Below are 17,972 nucleotides of genomic sequence, written 5' to 3' on the forward strand. Positions count from 1 at the left end.
GCGCCGGTCAGGTCGATCGGGGCTTCTCGGGGTGTTCGTCGAGTGCTGTGCTGAAGGGGCCGCGTCCGTCGGGGCGCGCGTCCGCACGCCAGAAACAGGGGGTCTTCAGCGGTGGCTTCTCTGAACTACGAAATCCTCACCGACCCGGTTCCGCTCCAGGTGCCGGAGGCGGGCGAGGAGGTCCGGGGGACGGTCCACATCGTCGTCTCCAACCCGACCTTCAACGACGTGATCTGGCACTCCGTCACGATACGGGTGCCCGTCGGGCAGGGGGACGGCGATCTGACGGCCGACCCGAAGGCGATCAAGGTCCGGGTCGGACAGAACACCGCGACGAGGCCGGGCGAGGAACCGGCCGTCCACTGGGACCTCGACGCCGGGGTCCTCACCGTGACCGCCAAGGACAACACGTACTTCCAGGAGGCCGGGGCCCTGGCCCTGGTGCTCGACGGTTTCCCGGTCTCCGACAAGCCGGGGCTCGTCCTGCTGCACGTGACCGAGCGGGCCGCGAGCGGCGTCTACGTGCAGAAGTACCCCGTCACGCTGAGCCTGCTCAAGCAGGAGGCGAGGGTGCCGCGCAACTTCCGCCCGAAGCAGTCCCTGGTGGCCTCGGGCCAGGACGTCGTCCTGCGCTGGGACGGGCCCGCCACCCTCACGTACGCGATCCAGGGTCCGGACGGTTCCCTGGAGGCCGTCACGTCGACGAAGGGCCCGGACGGCTGGGAGTGGTCGCCGAAGCCCGGCCAGGAACCCCAGCGGGACGCCACGTACACCCTGCTGGCCAGGGCGCCGGGCTCGCAGCGGCCGGGGTACTACCTCACCACCGGCGTCCATCTGCGCAGTCCCGAGTTCGAGACCGTGACCGCGACGGACGGGGTGCGCGCCCCGTGGGTCGAGGGGACCTCGGACAAGGGCCGGGTCGTGTTCACCTCCGGGGGCGTCCGGGTCCTCGACGACGCCCAGGCGCTCGGCACGGTCTCCGCCGCGACCGTGGACGCCGAGACCGTGGCCGCGACGTCGGTGCGCGGGCGGGACAGCGGTGCCGGGTGGATCAGGTTCCCGTCCGACGGGATCACGGTCGGCCACGGCGGCGGGGGCGACCTCGGGACCGTCACGGCGGACAAGGTCCGGGTGAACGGCGTCAACACGACGTGGGTGGGGGACGTCGACGGCGGCAAGGGATGGATCGAGTTCCCGCAGTCCGGGGTCAGCGTCCGCAAGGACGGGCGGAAGGAGTGGGGCCTGGTCTCCGCCGACAAGGCGGATCTGAACGGCGTCAACACCAAGTGGGTGCAGGGGCCCACGGCCGCCGACGGGTGGATCGAGTTCCCCGCCGCCGGGCTGAACGTGTTCCAGGGCGCGGGAAGCCGTCAGTGGGGAACCGTCGCGGCCGACACGGCGGATCTCAACGACCTGGTCACCCATCGGGCCCGGGTCAAGGAACGGCTCACCCTCCAGGGCGGGCTGACCGTCGACAACGTGCTGGAGACGCAGGACGGTCCGCCGAGGCTGATCGTCCACGGGCGTCTGGACGCGGAGGGGCCCGTGCACGCCGCCCAGCGGATCGATGCCGCCTCCGACCTCGTCGTCCGGGGGAACGTGCGCGTCGACGGGAAGACCAACGCCAACGGACACCTGTCCGTCCGCAACGGCACGTCCTGGATCATGCACACCAACGACGAGCTGATCGCGGTCCAGGCCAACCTCCGCGTCCACGGCGCCTTCCGCGCCGACAGCTGACCGCGCGCCGACGACGGTCCGGTCGTTCCGCCGTGGCCACCGGCCCGGCGGAACGGCCCCCGTCGGGTGGCGGTGCGCCGGGAGACGGTGGTGGTCCGCCGGGCGGAATACTCTGTTGCCATGAGTGAGAGAGGGATGCAGGAGCTGGCGCTGCTGTTGCTGACCGCGCTGGCGAACGAGCCCCGGCACGGTTACGCCATCGCCCAGGAGGTCAAGGCGATCACCGACGGCCGGGTGGTGCCCCGTACGGGGGCGCTCTACGGGGCGCTCGACAGGCTCCTCGACGAGGGGCTGATCACGGTGGAGCGGGAGGAAGTGGTGAGCGGCCGGGCGCGCCGCACCTTCGCGCTGACCGCCTCCGGCCGGGAGCGGCTGGCGGCCGAGGCGGACCGGCTGGCCGCGACGGCACGGGAGGTCCGGCGGCGGCTCGCGGCGGGCGGTGCGGCGGCCCCGGCATGATCGACCGGGTCCTGCGTCTCTATCCGGCCGGATACCGGTCCGCGTACGGCGAGGAGATCGCCGACGTGCACCGGGAGATGACCACGGGCCTGCCCCGCGCGGCCCGGCTGCGCGCCGACGCCGATCTGGCCGGACACGCCCTGCGGGTGCGGCTGCGGCTCGACTCGGCGTCCCCCGGCGGACGCTTCTTCGCGCTGGCCGCCCCGTTCGCGCTCGCGGTCGCCGCGGTGGCCGACGGTCTGGTCCTCACCCGCTGGTACGAGGGGCTCGTCCGCTCCCCGGCGCCCGCGTGGCTCCAGCTCACCCACACCGACGCCCTCTGGGGACTGCACCAGCTGTTCGCGGCCCTGGTGTGCGTCGGCGCGGTCGTCGCCCTGTCCGGCCGGTGGGTGCCGGGGGTGTCCGTGGCCGCGTGCGGGCTGCTGGGGGAAGCGGTGCAGGGAGCCCTCGCACCGGAGGTGACCAACGGGTCGCCGTTCGCTCCCGCCATGGCGCTGCTGACCCTCGCCACGGTACTGGCCTGTCCGGTGGACCGGCGGCCCGACTGGGAACTGTCGGCGCTCGCCGGGACGGTCGCGGCCGTGGGGTGGTTCCCCGTCGTCGCCCTGGACACCGGGGTGTTCGGCGTGACCACGGACTACGACGCCTGGCCGGTGCTGGTGCTGGCCGCCGCCTCGGTCACGGTCGCCCTGCGCCGACGGTCCTCCGGGGTACGGGAGACCGGTGCGGCGGCCGTGGCCGCGCTGCCCCTGGTCACCGGCGCCCTCACCTGGGCCCACTACGCCCCCTGGCCCTTCGTCGGCCTGCTCCTTGTCCTGCCGCTGGCGGGCGCGCTGACGGCGGGGGTGCGGGCGGTGCGGCGACGACGGTGAGCCCACCCCTCCGTCGTTCCGGCCGACCGGAGCGGAGCCGCCTTCCCTTCGACGGGGAGGCGGCTCCGTCGTTTCCACGGGGAGGCGGTTCTGTCGTTTCCACGGGGAGGCCGCTCCGTCGTCCGGGGCGCGCCGGGTAGGTGCCGCGCCGGGATGTGGGGGGGTGTCGCCCCGGTGGAGCGGGGCGGGCCGGGGATCTCGGGGACCGGGATCCGAGAGACCGGGGCGCTGGAGAGGGCGGGGCTCCGAGGGACCGGGGTCCGGCGACCGCAGGACCGCATTGCCATAGTCCGTTGAACTGAATACTCTACTCAACGTATCGTCGCCGCGCGCCGTACGCGTGCAGGCCCGTGCCCGCCTCCGGCGCGGCTGCCGCCGACCCGCGCCCGCGCCCTCCCGCCCGTATCCGTGGCTCCGCACTCCGCACAGAGAGACCGTCGTCGTGCCGTTCACGCTCTCCCACCCCGCCGCCGTCCTGCCCCTGCTGCGGCACCCGTTCGTCCCTCCGGCCCTGGTCGCCGGGGCCATGTCCCCCGACGTCCCGTACTTCCTGCGGGCCGTCGGCATCTACTCGGACAGCGCCCAGGACGCGTACGAGCCCCTTCTCAACGCCACCAACACCCACTCCCCCGGCTGGGGACTGGCCGTCGACCTGCTCTTCACCCTCTGCCTGATGGCCGCCTACCGGCTGCTCCGCAGACCCGTCGCCGCCCTGCTCCCCCTCCGTATCGGCCCGACCGGCCCCGTACCGGAATCCCGCCCGCGCACCCCCGTCCGGTACGGCTTCTGGCTGCTCCTGTCCGCCTTTCTCGGCATCGCCTCCCACCTGCTGTGGGACTCCTTCACCCACGCCGACGGATTCCTCGTCACGCAGGTGGCGGCGCTGCGCCACCCGGCCTTCGGCGGCCTGACGGTCGCCCGGCTGCTCCAGTACGTGAGCACCGCCGGGGGCCTGCTGGCCATCGGCGCGCATCTGTGGCGCCGCCGGACGCCACACCCGGGGAAGGGCATCACGCCCCGGCCGCGCCCCCGCGCACGGTGGGGCGTGGCCGTCGTCCTCGCCGGGACGGCCCTGCTGGGCGGAGCCGTACAGGCTCGCGCCGACTTCCCGCTGTACCGCTACGAGACCGTGGCGGACCTCGACCGTCCGGTCGCCCGGGTCTTCGAGGACGGCTCGACCGACACCAGCTACCCCACCCGGACCGTGGAGGCTCCCTGGGGCAGGGTCGCCGAGGGGGTGCTGACCGGCGCGGCCAAGACGGCGGGCGCCGCGTTCGCCGTCGCTCTGCTGGTCTACTCCGCCGGATGGCACGCCCGGCGCTCCCTCCGGCGGAACCGCTGACACCGGAGCGGCATCATGGAACCCGGCGTCGGGGGACGGCGACCGGAACCGGGCAACACCCCCGGGCGAAAGGGTTCCGGGGGAACGGCGGGAGGGCCGGAGGAGATGACGAGCCAGGGGAAGGCCGCCTGGGAACTGCTGCTGCCCGCCGTCGAGGCACCGGCCCGGCGGCGCGGCAGGGCCCTCCAGGAGGCGCTGCGCGAGGCGGTCCGCTCCGGGCGGCTCTTGGCCGGGACCCGGCTGCCGTCGACCCGCGCGCTCGCCGCCGACCTCGGCGTCTCCCGGGGCCTCGTCACCGAGGCGTACGAACAGCTCACCGCCGAGGGGTACTTGCGCAGCGGCCGGGGCGCGGGCACCTGGGTGGGCGAAGCCGCGAGGAGCCCCGCGCTGCGGCCCGGCGGGACGGCCGCCGCCACGCGCGCGCGTGGCGGCGGGGAGACAGGAGCGAGCACGGCGGGCCGTGACGGGCAGGGGACGCCCCCGGGCGGATTCGCGCGGGGCGGACACGTCGGGGCCGGACAGATCGGGACCGGGCACGTCAGGGCCGGGCACATCGGGGCCGGGCACGTCGGGGCCGGGGTGCGGGTGGACTTCCGGCCCGGTACCCCCGACCTCTCGCTCTTCCCCCGCGCCGCCTGGTCGGCGGCACACCGGGCCGTCCTGTCCCGGCTGCCCCACCCGGCACTCGGCTACCCGGACCCGCGCGGGCTGCCCGAACTGCGCGAGGTTCTGGCCGGGATGCTGACCAGACGGCGGGGCGTCGTCGCCGATCCGGAGCGGCTCGTGGTCTGCTCGGGCGTGGCGCAGGCGTCGACGCTGCTCGGGTTCGTCCTGCGGGCCCGGGGCCTCGACACGATCGGCATCGAGGACCCGGGCAGCCCCGAGCACGGCCGGCTGTTCGCCTCGACGGGCCTGGACACGGTGTGGCTTCCGCTGGACGAGGAGGGGCTGCGGCCCGGGGCGCTCGCCGCGTCCGGCGTACGGGCGGTGGTCGTGACGCCCTCCCACCAGTTCCCGTCCGGGATCGGCTGGTCGGCGGAGCGCCGGGCGGAACTGCTCGACTGGGCGCGGGCCGTCGACGGATACGTCATGGAGGACGACTACGACGGCGACTTCCGGTACGACCGGGCCCCGGTCGGCGCGCTCCAGGGCCTCGATCCGGAGCGGGTGGTCTACGCGGGATCGGTCAGCAAGTCGCTCGCGCCCGGTCTGCGGCTGGGCTGGACACTGGTGCCTGAGGCACTGCTCGACGAGGTCGTCGAACGCAAGCGGACGATGGACCTCGGCAATCCGGTGCTCGACCAGGCGGTGCTCGCCGAGTTCGTGGCGCGCGGCGGGTACGACCGGCAGCTGCGCCGCTGCCAACGGGCCTACCGGGAACGGCGGGACGCGCTGCTCACCGCGCTCGCGGAGCACCTGCCGGGGACCAGGGTGAGCGGGATCGCGGCCGGGCTGCACGTCATCGCGCGCGTACCGGGCCGGTTCGGCCCGCCGGAACGGTTCCTGGCGCGGGCGTCGGCGGCCGGGGTGGCGCTGCGGGCCCTGGAGGAACACGGCACGGCCCGCCCCACGGACGGGGACGTGCGCCTGGTCGTCGGGTACGCGCATCTGCCGCCGTCGGCGCTGACGACGGGCGTCCGCCTGCTGGCGGAGGCGGTCGGGGCGACCGGGGAGGGATGACCCGGGGCAGGGCGGATCCGAGACGGGACCCGCCCACAGAACCCGGCGCCGACGCCCGCTCGTACGGCATGGCACGGCACGGCACCGGCACCCGGCACCGGCACCACCAGTACCGGCACCGGCACCGGCACCCGGCCGTGTCACTCAGCCACGTCGAAGCCCCCACCGGCCTCCGGGCAGCGGTGCGGGCTCCGGTGCCGGCCGTCTGTTCACGCGGGGTTCGCGCGGGCGCCGTTCCCGGTCGTTAGGCATGGGGTGACGTACCGACCGCCAGGACACGACCCCCGGAGGCCCCTTCCATGTCCCAGCCCGTACCCGGCAGTTCCCCCTCCCCCGCGCGTCGAGGCGTGCTGCGCGGTTCGCTGGCGGCTTCCGCCGCCCTCGCGCTCGGCGGTGCCGTCGGCCCCGCCGCACCGGCGTTCGCGCTGTCGGGCCGCCCGGGCGCCGCGTGGGGCGTGCGGGCGGGTGACGTCACCGCCTCCTCCGGTCTGGTCTGGGTGCGTGCCGACCGGCCCGCGCGGATGCTGGTGGAGACCTCGGCGACGGACTCGTTCCGCCGGGTGCGCCGTCACCACGGGCCGCTGGTCGGCGCGGGCACGGACTTCACCGGCACCACGGCGCTGTGCGGCCTGCCCGCCGGGGAACAGGTCCACTACCGGGTGACGCTCGCGGACCCCGACGACCCGCGCCGCACGGGCGAGCCGGTCACCGGCACCTTCCGGACGGCTCCGGAGCGGCGCCGGGACGGGGTCCGTTTCCTGTGGTCGGGGGACATCGCCGGGCAGGGCTGGGGCATCAACCCGGACATCGGCGGATTCCGCGCGTACGAGGAGATGCGCCGTCTGGACCCCGACTTCTTCCTGTGCAGCGGCGACTCGATCTACGCCGACGGAGTGATCGAGCCGCGCGTCACCCTGCCGGACGGCCGGATCTGGCGGAACGTCACGACTCCGGAGAAGGCGAAGGTGGCGGAGACGCTGGACGAGTACCGGGGCAACTTCCGCTACAACCTCCTCGACCACAACGTCCGCGCCTTCCACGCGCAGGTGCCCTCGGTGGTGCAGTGGGACGACCACGAGGTGCGCAACAACTGGTACCCGGGGCAGATCCTGGACGACGCGCGGTACACGGAGAAGGACGTGGACGTCCTCGCCTCGCGCGCGTTGCGCGCGTTCACCGAGTACACCCCGGTGTCCACCCTCCACGCGCGCGGTGGCTCCCCCGGCGGCCGGATGCACCGGGTGGTGCGCCACGGCCCGCTCCTCGACGTGTTCGTCCTCGACATGCGTGCGTACCGGAACGCCAACTCCCCCGGACGTCAGCCGGACGACACCACCGGCATCCTCGGCGCCGAGCAGCTCAGGCGGCTGAAGCGGGAGCTGGCCGCGTCCACGGCGGTGTGGAAGGTGATCGCGGCGGACCTGCCGCTCGGTCTGGTCGTCACGGACGGCGCCGCGGACTTCGAGGCGGTGGCGCAGGGCGACCCGGGCGCCCCGCTCGGGCGTGAACTCCAGATCGCGGAACTGCTGCGGTTCGTCAAGCACCGGCGGGTCACCGGCACGGTGTGGCTGACGGCGGACGTGCACTACACCTCGGCCCAGCACTACGCGCCCGAGCGCGCGGCCTTCAAGGACTTCGCGCCGTTCTGGGAGTTCGTGTCCGGGCCGCTGGCCGCCGGTGGCTTCCCCGCGAACGCGCTGGACGCGACCTTCGGACCCGAGCGGGTGTTCGTCCGGGCGCCGGAACGGGCGAACGTGTCGCCGATGGAGAGTCCGCAGTACTTCGGGGAGGTCGACATCGACGGGCACAGCGGCGAACTGACCGTCCGGCTGCGGGCCGAGGGCGGGGCCGTCCTGTTCACGAAGGTGCTCCAGCCGGGGCGGGTCGGCCAGTAACTCCTGGTCGGGGGCGGTGCGGTGGCCGGAGCAGGGCCGTTGTCAGTGCCTCGCCCTACCGTCGTAGACATGACGCGATCCGTACAGGCGCTCGCCTACGTCCGCCCGTCCGCGCTGGAGTCCACGGGCTCCGGCCGGCTGCTCGGCCTGGAGACGGCGGGGGGCCTCACGCCCCGGGGTGCCGAGGCCCATCCCCGCTTCTTCTCCGGCTTCCTGGCCGCGCCGCAGGTCGCCGCCCGTGGTCTGCTCGCCGTCGCCGACGTGGCGGCGGCCCGCTACCACCAGCGGATACGGCCCGGGTCGCTGGACCCGGTGGTGACGGGGAACGGGGACCGGCTGCGGTTCGAGTCCTTCTCCGGCTGCGGCGGGGTGTACGCGCGCCTGGACATCCTCGAAGAGGGCCTCGGGGGTGCGGAGACGGGACACGGGACGACGAACGTCGACGTGAACGACCCGCTGCGCGAGGCGCTGTCCCGGATGACCGGGGACGATCCGCTGCATCTGCGGGTCGGCCCCGAGGAGCTGGCGGTGACCACGCTGACGGGGGCGGTCGTGGAGAAGAAGGTCCCGCTGCCGGACCGCTGGCTGCGGGGCTTCGCCGAGGCGCAGGTCGCCTCGGCCCGGTTCGACCTGCGGGCCGGACTCTCCGGGGCGGAGGCGGTGCGGTTCCTCCGGTCGCTGCCGCGCGGCCAGGCCCGGGGGCGGGGTCCGCTGTGGGTGACGCGGTCCGGCCGGACCCTGCGTCCGACGACCCGGCCGGGGGCGGACGCGGTGTGCCTGCCGGGGCCGGACCGGCTGGTCGCCCTGGAGCGGGTGCTGCGGTACGCGACGGGCCTGCGGGTGTACGGGCCGGTGCCGGACGGCGCCCTGGCCACGTCCAGTGCCTGGGAGGTGGCCCTGCCGGGGATGCGGCTGACGCTGACGCTCTCGCCCGACCCGGCACGGGGCTTCTCCGGCGAGGGAGGGGTCCTGGAGGCCCTCGCCACGGAGGAGGCGGCGCAGGACGCCGAGCTGGTCTCGGTCCTCCTCGCCTGGGAGCCCAGGATCGACCTGGCGGAGCTGGCGGCGCGGGCCGGACTCGGCATCGGCCGGGTGCGCGCGGCCCTGGTCCGGCTCGGCACGGCCGGGCGGGTGGGGTACGACGTGGCGGACGCGGCCTACTTCCACCGGGAGCTGCCGTACGACGCGGACCGCGCCGAGCGGCACAATCCGCGTCTGGTGGGCGCCCGGCGGCTGGTCTCCGAGGGCGCGGTGGAGCTGGACGGCCCGCTGGCCACGGTGGTCTCGGGCGAGCGGCGCTACCGGGTGCGGGAGTCGGACGGGGTGCTCAGCTGCACCTGCCCGTGGTGGGCGGACCACCAGGGCAGGCGGGGCCCGTGCAAGCACGCGCTCGCGGTGCGGATGGTCCGCCGGGGCGCGACGGCCGCCGCCACCGGGCCCGCCGAGACGCCGGTCGGCGGACGGAGCGCCGGTGACCGCAATGGCTGAGCCGACCGGAGCTGCTGGAGTGGTCGGAGCTGCTGGGGTGGTCGGGGCAGCTGGGGTGGTCGGGCTCGCCTTGGCGAAAGGGGCTGCTGGGGTGACAGGGACGGCTGGAACGACAGAGGTGACCGGGGTGGCTGCGCCGACCGGAATGACCGGGGCGATCGAGGTGGGGAACGGCATGACGGGTGACGGGGTGGACGGGGTGACCGTGAGCGGTATGGACGTGGACGGGGACGTCGTGGCGGGGGCGGACGGTGCCCGGGACGCGGAGGGCCCGGGTGGGGCGACGGCGGTCGACGTGCTGCTCGACGCGGTGCGCGCGGGCCGGGCCAAGGAGGTTCCGGCGCTCCTCGCACCGCTGGACGCGGCGGCGCGCAGGACCGCGCTGACCCGGCTGAAGGCGCTGCGCTCCGAGGTCCGTTCCTGGGAGTGGCGGCGGTGGGACGAGGCCTCCCGCATCCGGCGGGCCCTCCATGTGGCCGGGGCGGGCTGCCACCCGGGGGCGGCGGCGGCCGCGACCTGGCTCGGCGGGCGCGATCTGCTGAGCTGGCGCCGGGAGGACGGCTTCCTGGTCCTGAAGGTGCTGGAGGGGCGGGACGCGGAGTGGCTGGCGGACGTGGCGGGACGGCTCGCGGCGCGTCCGGCCGTCGCCGAGAGCTGCTACGGCCTGATCCACGCCCTGGTGGAGCGTTCCGGGTGCGCGGTGCCCGCGACCGACGGCTATGTCCTCGGCTGGACGCGGTCCCTGACCGGCAAGCAGCTCCTGGAGCGGCTCCGGGCGGATCCGCACACCCCGGTCCTCGTGGCGCACGCGCTGGCGATGCCGGAGACGCCCGAGCCGCTGGCCTGGTCGGGCGGGCCGGACGATCCGGCGCACTGGCCGACCGCGCTCTCGGTGCTCGTCGCGGAGGGCGTGCTCGACCGGGCCCGGGTCGTGGACCTGGCGGTGTCCCGGCTGCTGCGCGGCGGACGCCCCCGGAACCTGCGGTGCGCGACGGAGCTGCTGCGGATCGTGGCACCGGACGCGGCCGAGCGGCGGGAGCGGGTCGCGGACTGGGTCGCGATGGCCTCCGACGGCCCTGGGCCGGTCGCGGGGTACGCGCAGGAGGTGCTGGCCGGGCTCGCCGCCGAGGGGGCGCTGTCGGCCGGGGTGCTGGCCGAGATGACGGGCGGAGTGCTGTTCCGCACCGAGAAGAAGCTCGTACGGTCCCAGCTGACGCTGGTGGGGAAGGCGCTGGCGCGGGAGCCGGGCGCGGCGGGCGAGCTGCTCCCGGCGCTCGCGGAGGCGTTCGGGCACGAGGACACCGTGATCCAGGAGCGGGCGCTGAAGCTGGTGGCCCGTCATGTGGGCGCGGTGGACGCGGCCGTGCGGTCCGAGCTGGCCGAGCGGGCGGGGCTGCTGAGCCCGGTGCACCGGGAGGCGGCCGTCGCCCTGTTCGGGGAGGTCTCCGACGAGGGCGCGGGGGGTCCGTACGAGGAGATCCTGCCGCCGGTACCGGCACCCGAGCCGGTGGCCGCGCCGCCCTCGACGGTCGAGGAGCTGGTCGAGGAACTGCTCGTGAAGGGGCTGGACCGGGACGCGGAGCGGTTCGAGCGGGCGCTGGACGGTCTGGTGCGGCTCGCGCACCGGGACAGGGCGGCGGTCGAGGAGGCGGTGCGGGAGGCGTTCCCGACGGGGTCGTGGAAGTACGAGCACTACTTCGCCCACTCGACGCGGGACGTGCGGGTGGTGCTGGCGGGGCTGCTGGGCTTGGTGTCGGAGTCCCGGATCGCCAAGGGCCGGGCGGCGGGGCGGCAGAGGTCGGACTGTTTCCACGAGGCGCTGACCGGGGTGACGGACGCGCGGCTCTGGGAGGCGGCCGATCTGGTCGGCACGGACGCGCTGCCGTTCCTCCTCGCCTCGCCGACGCTCGGTTCCGGGCAGGTCGAGCCCCTGGTGCTCGTGGAGCGGCTGCGGGAGTACCGGGACGCGGGGGTGGAGCCCGCCCCGGCGGACTTCGCGCAGGCGCTGTTGCGGGTCGGGCGGACCGGCGCTCCGGCCGCGCGGGCGGCGGAGGAGGCGGCGGCGCTCCGTACGGCGGCGGGGTCGCGGCTCGCCGCCTGGCTGGGGACGGCGGAGCCGGTGGACGCGCGGGTGCGGTTCTTCCGCCGGGACGGCGGCCGGACCTCCGACAAGTACTGGCTGACCGACCGGATCGTGGTGGAAGTGGCCGAGCAGCGAACGGTCCGGAAGGAGTTCCCCGCGGCGTTCCGGTGGCTGGGCGGGGAGCTGTACGCGACCCCGCGCCGCTGCCGTCACTGGATCACGGACCGGACGCACTGGACCGGGGTGCTGCCGATGGACCGTGAGACCCTCGCCGCCGCCGTGCTGCCGAGTCTGGCCAACGGGATGGAGTCGGACCAGGAGGGGGCGACGGAGCCGCTGACGGCGCTGGCGGAGGCGGACGGGCCGGTGGGGCGGGCGGTGGCGCTCGCCCTGGCGCTGGGCCTCGGTTTTCTGGACGCGGACGACCGGCTGCGGGCGGTGGACGCGCTCCTGGTCCTCGCGGCGCGGGGCGATCTGGACGCGGGGGCGCTGGGGGCCGAGCTGTCGTGGCTGGTCGCGGAGGGTTCCGTGAAGCCGAACCGGCTGGCGGACGCGCTGCGGACGGCGGCGGCGACGGGGGCGTACGGGACGGTGTGGGCGGTGCTCTCCACGGTCCTGCCGGAACTGCTGGGCGCGGTGCGGCCGGTGCGGGGGCTCGGCGAGGTGCTCGCGGTCGCGGCGGACTGCGTGGAGCGGTGCGGTGCGGTCGGCGAGGTGGCCGGTCTCGATGCGGTCGCCTCGGGGCGGGGCGCGTCGCAGTTCGTCGTGCAGGCCAGACGGCTGCTGGGCGCGCTCCGCCAGGGGGCCGATCAGACCTCGACAGAAACGGTCTGAATCGCTCTTTATCCTGCTAGAGCAGCGCTTAACCCGTCAGTCACAGAGCGTTCGTGATCACGCAACACCGCTGGGTCACAGTGAGGTCATGACCGATGTGACGTCCTCGAAGAGCACCCGCCGCCCGCACCACTGGCGGCACGACCTGATCGAGCTGGCCGCCCTGTTCACCGCCGTGGTGGTGGCCGACACCATCGCCAAGACCATCGCCAAGGGCCCCGACGGCCGCTACCTCCTGGTGTTCTCGGCGATCGCGCTGGTCGCCACCGCCGCGTTCCACACCTGGTGGGCGCGGCGGCACGGGCACCCGAGTCATGCCCCGCCCGCCGGTCACCCCGGCGGGCACTCCGCCACCGGCCCGTCCTCGGATCCGGCGGACGGCTCCGCGGAGGCACCGGACGCCACGGCCGGGTCCGGGGAGTCCGCCGGGACCGTGCTGTGGCGGATGCGGACGACCGTCGCCGACACGCCGGGCAGCCTGGCCGCGCTGTGCACGGCCCTCGCCGGGCTGCGCGTCGACATCCTGACCCTCCAGACGCATCCACTGGCCGACGGCACGGTCGACGAGTTCCTGCTGCGCGGCCCCGCGGGCCTCTCCGCCCGGACCCTCGCCCGGGAGACGGCGGCGGCCGGCGGCCGGGACACCTGGACCGAGCGGGCCGACGCCCACGACCTGGTCGACACCCCCACCCGGGTCCTGGAGCTGGCGACCCGTACCGCGCTCGACGCCGCCGAACTGCCGCTGGCGCTGCGGCGGCTCCTCGGGCGCTGCACCCTCCACTCCGTGCCCGCCGTCTCGCTGACCGGCCGCTCCACGGGTGAGCCCGTCCCGGTGGAAGGGGTCCTGGAGGAGACGGTGATGCGACTGCGCGACCCGCACGGCGGCACGCTCGTCGTGGAGCGGCCGTACCTGCCCTTCACCCCCACCGAGTTCGCCCGTGCGCGGGCCCTCGTGGAACTCGACGCCCGGCTCGGCCCCCGCGTCCCGCACGGCCGGGACGTCCTGACCCTCCCCGAGGGCAACGAGATCACCGTCCGCCGGGCCGACCGGCGCGACCTCCCGGCCGCGCGCGCCATGCACGACCGCTGCTCGCCCGGCACCCTCGACCGGCGCTACCACGGCCCGGTCGGCGACGCCGACCGCTATCTCGACCACCTGCTCAGCCCCCGCTTCGGCCGTACCCTCGCCGCGCAGACCGCCTCCGGCCGTCTCGTCGCCCTCGGGCACCTGCTGTGGGACGGCGACGAGACGGAGGTGGCGCTCCTGGTGGAGGACGACTGGCAGCGGCGCGGCGTCGGAGCCGAACTCCTCGGCCGTCTGGTGGCGATGGCCGAGGAGGCCGGCTGCGCGAGCGTCTACGCCGTCACCCGGGCGTCCAACACCGGGATGGTGGCCGCGATGCGCGCCCTCGGCCTGCCCCTGGACTACCAGATCGAGGAGGGCACGCTGGTGATCACCGCCCGGCTGGCCCCGAAGCCGTCAGCCCGGCCGAAGCGGGAACAGCGTCCGGAAGGGGCCCGGCGGGCGGAGCGCTGAGCGCCCGGCTCAGGTCGCGCCACAGGTCGTCGACGTCCTCCAGGCCGACCGACATCCGGAGCAGCCGGTCGCTGACGCCCGCCGAGCGCCGGTCTCCCTCGGCCACGATCCGGTGGCTGATGGAGGCCGGGTGCTGGATGAGGGTGTCGACGCTGCCGAGGCTGACCGCCGGGGTGATCAGCCGGACGCCGGAGATCACGTCGTACGGGTCCCCGTACACCTCGAAGGCGATCATCGCGCCGCCGATCCTGGGGTAGTGGACCCGCTCGACCCGGGGATCGGTGGTGAGCCGCCGTACGAGCTCCGCCGCCGTCGCGGACGCCGCCCGGACCCGTACCGGCAGGGTCGACAGACCGCGCAGCAGCAGGTATCCGGCGAGCGGGTGCAGCACCCCGCCGGTGGCGAAGCGGACCTGGCGCAGGGTCCGGGCGAACTCCTCGTCGCAGGCGACGACCCCGCCCATGACGTCGCCGTGCCCGCCGAGGTACTTGGTGGCGCTGTGCAGCACGATCCGGGCGCCCAGCCCGGCCGGGCGCTGGAGCACCGGGGTGGCGAAGGTGTTGTCGACCAGCAGGGGCACCGAGCCGCAGGAGTGCGCGAGGGCGCGGATGTCGGCCTCGGCGAGGGTGGGGTTGGCGGGCGACTCGACCATGACGAGGCCGGTGTCGGGCCGGATCGCCGCCGCGATGCCCGCCGGGTCGGTCCAGGTCACCTCGGTGCCGAGCAGTCCGGCGTCGAGGAGGTGGTCGCTGCACCCGTAGAGGGGCCGGACCGCGACGACGTGCCGCAGGCCCTGGCTCGCGCGGGCGAGCAGCACGGCGGTGAGGGCGGCCATGCCGCTGGCGAAGGCGACGGCGGCCTCCGTTCCCTCCAGCCGGGCGAGGGCCTCCTCGAAGCGGGCGACGGTGGGGTTGTCGAGCCGGGCGTAGACGGGCGGGCCGTCGAGCCGGGCGCCGGTGGTGGCGAACTCGTCGATCCGGGCGGCCTCCGCCCGCGCGTCGTACGAGGGGTAGGTGGTGGACAGGTCGAGCGGCGGTGCGTGCAGCCCGAGCCGGGCGAGGTCTTCGCGGCCGGCGTGCACGGCTTCGGTGGCGAGGGCCCTCGGGGTGGCCGAGGTGCCGTAGTCCATGGCGTCCATGGCGGAACTGTGAACGAATACCGGAAAGTAGTACGGAAGTCCCGTGCTACGTTCGGCAGATGGCCGATTCTGTCGTACTGGACACGGTTGATCTGCACATTCTTCGCCTCCTGCAGAACGACGCCCGGACCACCTACCGCGAGCTCGCCGCAGAGGTCGGGGTGGCTCCTTCGACCTGCCTGGACCGGGTGGCCCGGTTGCGGCGCACGGGTGTGGTGCTCGGGCACCGGCTGCGACTGGATCCGGCCAAACTCGGCCGGGGGCTTGAGGCGCTGCTGCTCGTCCAGGTCCGCCCCCATCGGCGGGAACTGATCGCTCCGTTCGTCGACCGGATCCGGGCGCTGCCGGAGTCCCGGTCCCTGTTCCATCTGACGGGACCCGACGACTACCTGGTGCACGTGGCGGTGGCGGACCCTTCCGACCTGCAACGACTCGTGCTCGACGAATTCACCTCGCGCCGGGAGGTGGCGCGCGTGGAGACCCGGCTGATCTTCCAGCAGTGGGAGTGCGGGCCGCTCCTGCCGCCTTCTTCGGCCCCCTCCATGTCAGCCGACTGAGCCCGGACGAGGGTGACGCGGGCCCGCGGAAGGCGTCAGGATGGCCCCCATGCCAGAGACTTCCCCCCACCCCCTGCCCCGCCAGGTCGCCGACAACCACGTCGACGCACTCATCGCCCTCGACCCGATCACCGGTACGTATCTGGGAGTCGCGGAGAGCGCAGGGCAGCTGCCCGACTTCTCCCCCGCCGGTCAGCGCGCGGTGGCCGACCTCGCCCGGCACACCCTCGCCCGGCTCGACGAGGCGGAGCGCGCGCCGGGCGCGGACAGCGAGGCGGAGCGCCGCTGCGCCCGGCTGCTGCGGGAGCGCCTGACGGCGGAACTCGCCGTGCACGAGGCCGAGGAGAATCTCTGCGCGGTCAGCAACATGCGGTCCCCGGCGCACAGCGTGCGGATCGTCTTCACCGTGATGGCGACGGAGACCGAGGACGACTGGACGGCGGTCGCCTCCCGGCTGCGGGCCGTTCCCGCCGCCCTTGAGGGGTACCGCGCCTCGCTCGCCCTGGGGCTGGAGCGGAAGCTGTTCGGCGGTCCCCGGCCGACGGCCACGTTCGTCGGCCAGCTCACCGAGTGGGCGGGCGCGGACTCCGGGGCGCCCGGCTGGTTCGAGGAGTTCGCCGCCGGGGGTCCCGACTCGCTCTCCGACGACCTGCGCGCGGAGCTGACGAAGGCGGGCCGGGGCGCCACCGAGGCGGTGCTCGCGCTGCGGGACTGGATGCGGGACGTGTACGCCCCCGCCGTGGCCGGTGCCCCGGACACGGTGGGCCGTGAGCGCTACCAGCGCTGGACCCGCTACTTCAACGGCACCGACCTGGACCTCGACCAGGCGTACGCGTACGGCTGGACCGAGTACCACCGGCTGCTCGGAGAGATGCGGACCGAGGCCGAGCGCATCCTGCCGGGGGCCGGTCCCTGGGAGGCGCTGGCCCATCTCGACGAGCACGGCACGCACATCGAGGGCGTGGAGGAGGTACGGGTCTGGCTCCAGGAGCTGATGGACGAGGCGGTCGAGGCGCTCGACGGCACCCACTTCGAACTGGCCGACCGGGTGCGGCGGGTGGAGTCGCGGATCGCCCCGCCGGGCGGTGCGGCGGCGCCGTACTACACCGGTCCCTCGGAGGACTTCGCCCGGCCGGGACGGACCTGGCTGCCGGTGGACGGAGCCACCCGCTTCCCGGTGTACGACCTGGTGTCGACCTGGTACCACGAGGGGGTGCCGGGCCATCACCTCCAGATCGCGCAGTGGGTGCACGTCGCCGACCGTCTCTCCCGCTACCAGGCGACGATCGGCAAGGTCAGCGCGAACATGGAGGGCTGGGCGCTCTACGCGGAGCGGCTGATGGACGAGCTCGGCTTCCTGCCCGACGCGGAGCGGCGGCTGGGCTACCTCGACGGCCAGATGATGCGCGCCTGCCGGGTGATCGTGGACATCGGGATGCACCTGGGCCTGGAGATCCCGGCGGACTCGCCGTTCCACCCGGGCGAGCGGTGGACCCCGGAGCTGGCGCAGGAGTTCTTCCAGCGGCACAGCAGCCGTCCGGCGTCGTTCGTGGAGAGCGAGATGACCCGCTATCTGTCGATGCCGGGGCAGGCCATCGGCTACAAGCTGGGCGAGCGGGCCTGGCTGCTCGGCCGGGCCAACGCGCGGGCGGCGCACGGCGGGGCGTTCGACGCGAAGGCCTGGCACATGGCGGCGCTCTCGCAGGGGCCGCTGGGTCTGGACGACCTGGTCGAGGAGCTCTCCCGGCTCTGAGGCACGACCCTGGGGATTCCCCGGTGGTCGACTTGATCGGCCGGGGAATCCCCTGCTATCCCTGCCTCGTGAGCACCGCATACGTTCCCGACGCCACCGACTGGCGCATCCTCGAAGCCCTCCAGTCCGAGGGCCGCGCCACCTTCGCCGAACTCGCCCGTACGGTGGCGATGTCACCGTCGGCGGTGACCGAGCGGGTCCGGCGCCTGGAGGAGACCGGGGTGATCACCGGGTACACGGCGGTCGTCGACCAGGAGCGGCTCGGGCTCTCCGTCCTGGCCTTCGTACGGCTCCGTTACCCGAACGGCAACTACAAGCCGTTCCACGATCTGCTCGACACGACGCCGGAGGTCCTGGAGGCGCACCACGTCACCGGTGACGACTGTTTCGTGCTCAAGGTCACCGCGCGCTCGATGCGGCACCTGGAGGAGATCACCGGGAAGATCGGCGCGCTCGGCTCGGTGACGACCAGCGTCGTCTACTCCTCGCCGCTGGCCCGGCGCCCCATCGGCCGCTGACGGCGGCCCGGTCCCGGAGGGCGGGGCCGCCGTGACGGCGGGGCCGGGCCCGGTGGGGCCGGGCCCGACAGGGACG

At 74.7% G+C, this 17,972-nt stretch carries 13 protein-coding genes; 12 read left to right on the forward strand and 1 reads right to left on the reverse strand.

Annotated elements, in window-relative coordinates:
• Positions 1-111: 111 nt before the first annotated feature.
• The 9 genes from ACIRQY_RS17445 to ACIRQY_RS17485 all read left to right on the forward strand — a co-directional run bounded on the left by ACIRQY_RS17445 (position 112) and on the right by ACIRQY_RS17485 (position 13,930).
• Positions 112-1,740: a hypothetical protein gene (locus ACIRQY_RS17445; RefSeq protein WP_403926348.1), complete on the forward strand. Its 1,629-nt coding sequence runs from the start codon at positions 112-114 to the stop codon at positions 1,738-1,740.
• 120 nt (positions 1,741-1,860) lie between these two features.
• Positions 1,861-2,199 carry a PadR family transcriptional regulator gene (locus ACIRQY_RS17450; protein WP_351783626.1) on the forward strand — a complete coding sequence of 113 codons (339 nt, stop codon included), beginning with the start codon at positions 1,861-1,863 and terminating at the stop codon, positions 2,197-2,199.
• Entirely contained in the window at positions 2,196-3,071 is an 876-nt protein-coding gene (locus ACIRQY_RS17455) for a hypothetical protein (RefSeq protein ID WP_403926351.1), read from the forward strand. The genes ACIRQY_RS17450 and ACIRQY_RS17455 overlap by 4 nt, the downstream gene beginning before the upstream one ends.
• 442 nt (positions 3,072-3,513) lie before the next feature.
• Positions 3,514-4,413, forward strand: a complete 900-nt coding sequence (locus tag ACIRQY_RS17460) for a DUF4184 family protein (RefSeq protein WP_403926353.1) — start codon at positions 3,514-3,516, stop codon at positions 4,411-4,413.
• A gap of 105 nt (positions 4,414-4,518) precedes the next feature.
• Positions 4,519-6,093 carry a PLP-dependent aminotransferase family protein gene (locus ACIRQY_RS17465; RefSeq protein WP_403926356.1) on the forward strand — a complete coding sequence of 525 codons (1,575 nt, stop codon included), beginning with the start codon at positions 4,519-4,521 and terminating at the stop codon, positions 6,091-6,093.
• Positions 6,094-6,392: 299 nt separating this feature from the next.
• Positions 6,393-7,988, forward strand: coding sequence for an alkaline phosphatase D family protein (locus tag ACIRQY_RS17470; RefSeq protein ID WP_403926358.1), 1,596 nt, complete (start codon positions 6,393-6,395; stop codon positions 7,986-7,988).
• Between the two features lie 69 nt (positions 7,989-8,057).
• Positions 8,058-9,476: an SWIM zinc finger family protein gene (locus tag ACIRQY_RS17475; protein WP_403926361.1), complete on the forward strand. Its 1,419-nt coding sequence runs from the start codon at positions 8,058-8,060 to the stop codon at positions 9,474-9,476.
• 127 nt (positions 9,477-9,603) lie between these two features.
• On the forward strand, positions 9,604-12,393 hold the full coding sequence (locus ACIRQY_RS17480; protein ID WP_403926364.1) for a DUF6493 family protein: 2,790 nt from the start codon (positions 9,604-9,606) through the stop codon (positions 12,391-12,393).
• 88 nt (positions 12,394-12,481) lie between these two features.
• Positions 12,482-13,930, forward strand: a complete 1,449-nt coding sequence (locus ACIRQY_RS17485) for a GNAT family N-acetyltransferase (protein ID WP_403926367.1) — start codon at positions 12,482-12,484, stop codon at positions 13,928-13,930.
• Here the strand turns inward: ACIRQY_RS17485 and ACIRQY_RS17490 are convergent.
• Positions 13,848-15,068, reverse strand: coding sequence for an aminotransferase class I/II-fold pyridoxal phosphate-dependent enzyme (locus ACIRQY_RS17490; protein ID WP_351783610.1), 1,221 nt, complete (start codon positions 15,066-15,068; stop codon positions 13,848-13,850). The two genes, ACIRQY_RS17485 and ACIRQY_RS17490, sit on opposite strands and share 83 nt — an antisense overlap.
• Before the next feature lie 59 nt (positions 15,069-15,127).
• Here ACIRQY_RS17490 and ACIRQY_RS17495 point away from each other — a divergent pair, with 59 nt between their 5' ends.
• Genes ACIRQY_RS17495 through ACIRQY_RS17505 form a run of 3 tightly spaced genes read left to right on the forward strand, consistent with a single transcriptional unit; the run spans position 15,128 to position 17,896 of the window.
• On the forward strand, positions 15,128-15,625 hold the full coding sequence (locus tag ACIRQY_RS17495; RefSeq protein ID WP_351783608.1) for an Lrp/AsnC family transcriptional regulator: 498 nt from the start codon (positions 15,128-15,130) through the stop codon (positions 15,623-15,625).
• A gap of 40 nt (positions 15,626-15,665) precedes the next feature.
• The gene (locus ACIRQY_RS17500; RefSeq protein WP_403926370.1) at positions 15,666-17,378 is read left to right on the forward strand and encodes a DUF885 domain-containing protein; all 1,713 of its coding nucleotides are present in this window, start codon (positions 15,666-15,668) and stop codon (positions 17,376-17,378) included.
• Positions 17,379-17,410: 32 nt separating this feature from the next.
• The gene (locus ACIRQY_RS17505) at positions 17,411-17,896 is read left to right on the forward strand and encodes an Lrp/AsnC family transcriptional regulator (protein WP_351783998.1); all 486 of its coding nucleotides are present in this window, start codon (positions 17,411-17,413) and stop codon (positions 17,894-17,896) included.
• Positions 17,897-17,972: the final 76 nt, after the last annotated feature.

This window comes from Streptomyces sp. NPDC101490, from assembly GCF_044767145.1.
Taxonomy (GTDB): Bacteria; Actinomycetota; Actinomycetes; order Streptomycetales; family Streptomycetaceae; genus Streptomyces.

What these genes read in the sequence shown, in the direction of transcription:
- ACIRQY_RS17450 (WP_351783626.1), top strand. Translation starts at nt 1,861, where the DNA reads ATGAGTGAGAGAGGGATGCAGGAGCTGGCGCTGCTGTTGCTGACCGCG.
- ACIRQY_RS17455 (WP_403926351.1), top strand. Translation starts at nt 2,196, where the DNA reads ATGATCGACCGGGTCCTGCGTCTCTATCCGGCCGGATACCGGTCCGCG.
- ACIRQY_RS17465 (WP_403926356.1), top strand. Translation starts at nt 4,519, where the DNA reads ATGACGAGCCAGGGGAAGGCCGCCTGGGAACTGCTGCTGCCCGCCGTC.
- ACIRQY_RS17470 (WP_403926358.1), top strand. Translation starts at nt 6,393, where the DNA reads ATGTCCCAGCCCGTACCCGGCAGTTCCCCCTCCCCCGCGCGTCGAGGC.
- ACIRQY_RS17475 (WP_403926361.1), top strand. Translation starts at nt 8,058, where the DNA reads ATGACGCGATCCGTACAGGCGCTCGCCTACGTCCGCCCGTCCGCGCTG.
- ACIRQY_RS17485 (WP_403926367.1), top strand. Translation starts at nt 12,482, where the DNA reads ATGACCGATGTGACGTCCTCGAAGAGCACCCGCCGCCCGCACCACTGG.
- ACIRQY_RS17490 (WP_351783610.1), bottom strand. Translation starts at nt 15,068, where the DNA reads ATGGACGCCATGGACTACGGCACCTCGGCCACCCCGAGGGCCCTCGCC.
- ACIRQY_RS17495 (WP_351783608.1), top strand. Translation starts at nt 15,128, where the DNA reads ATGGCCGATTCTGTCGTACTGGACACGGTTGATCTGCACATTCTTCGC.
- ACIRQY_RS17500 (WP_403926370.1), top strand. Translation starts at nt 15,666, where the DNA reads ATGGCCCCCATGCCAGAGACTTCCCCCCACCCCCTGCCCCGCCAGGTC.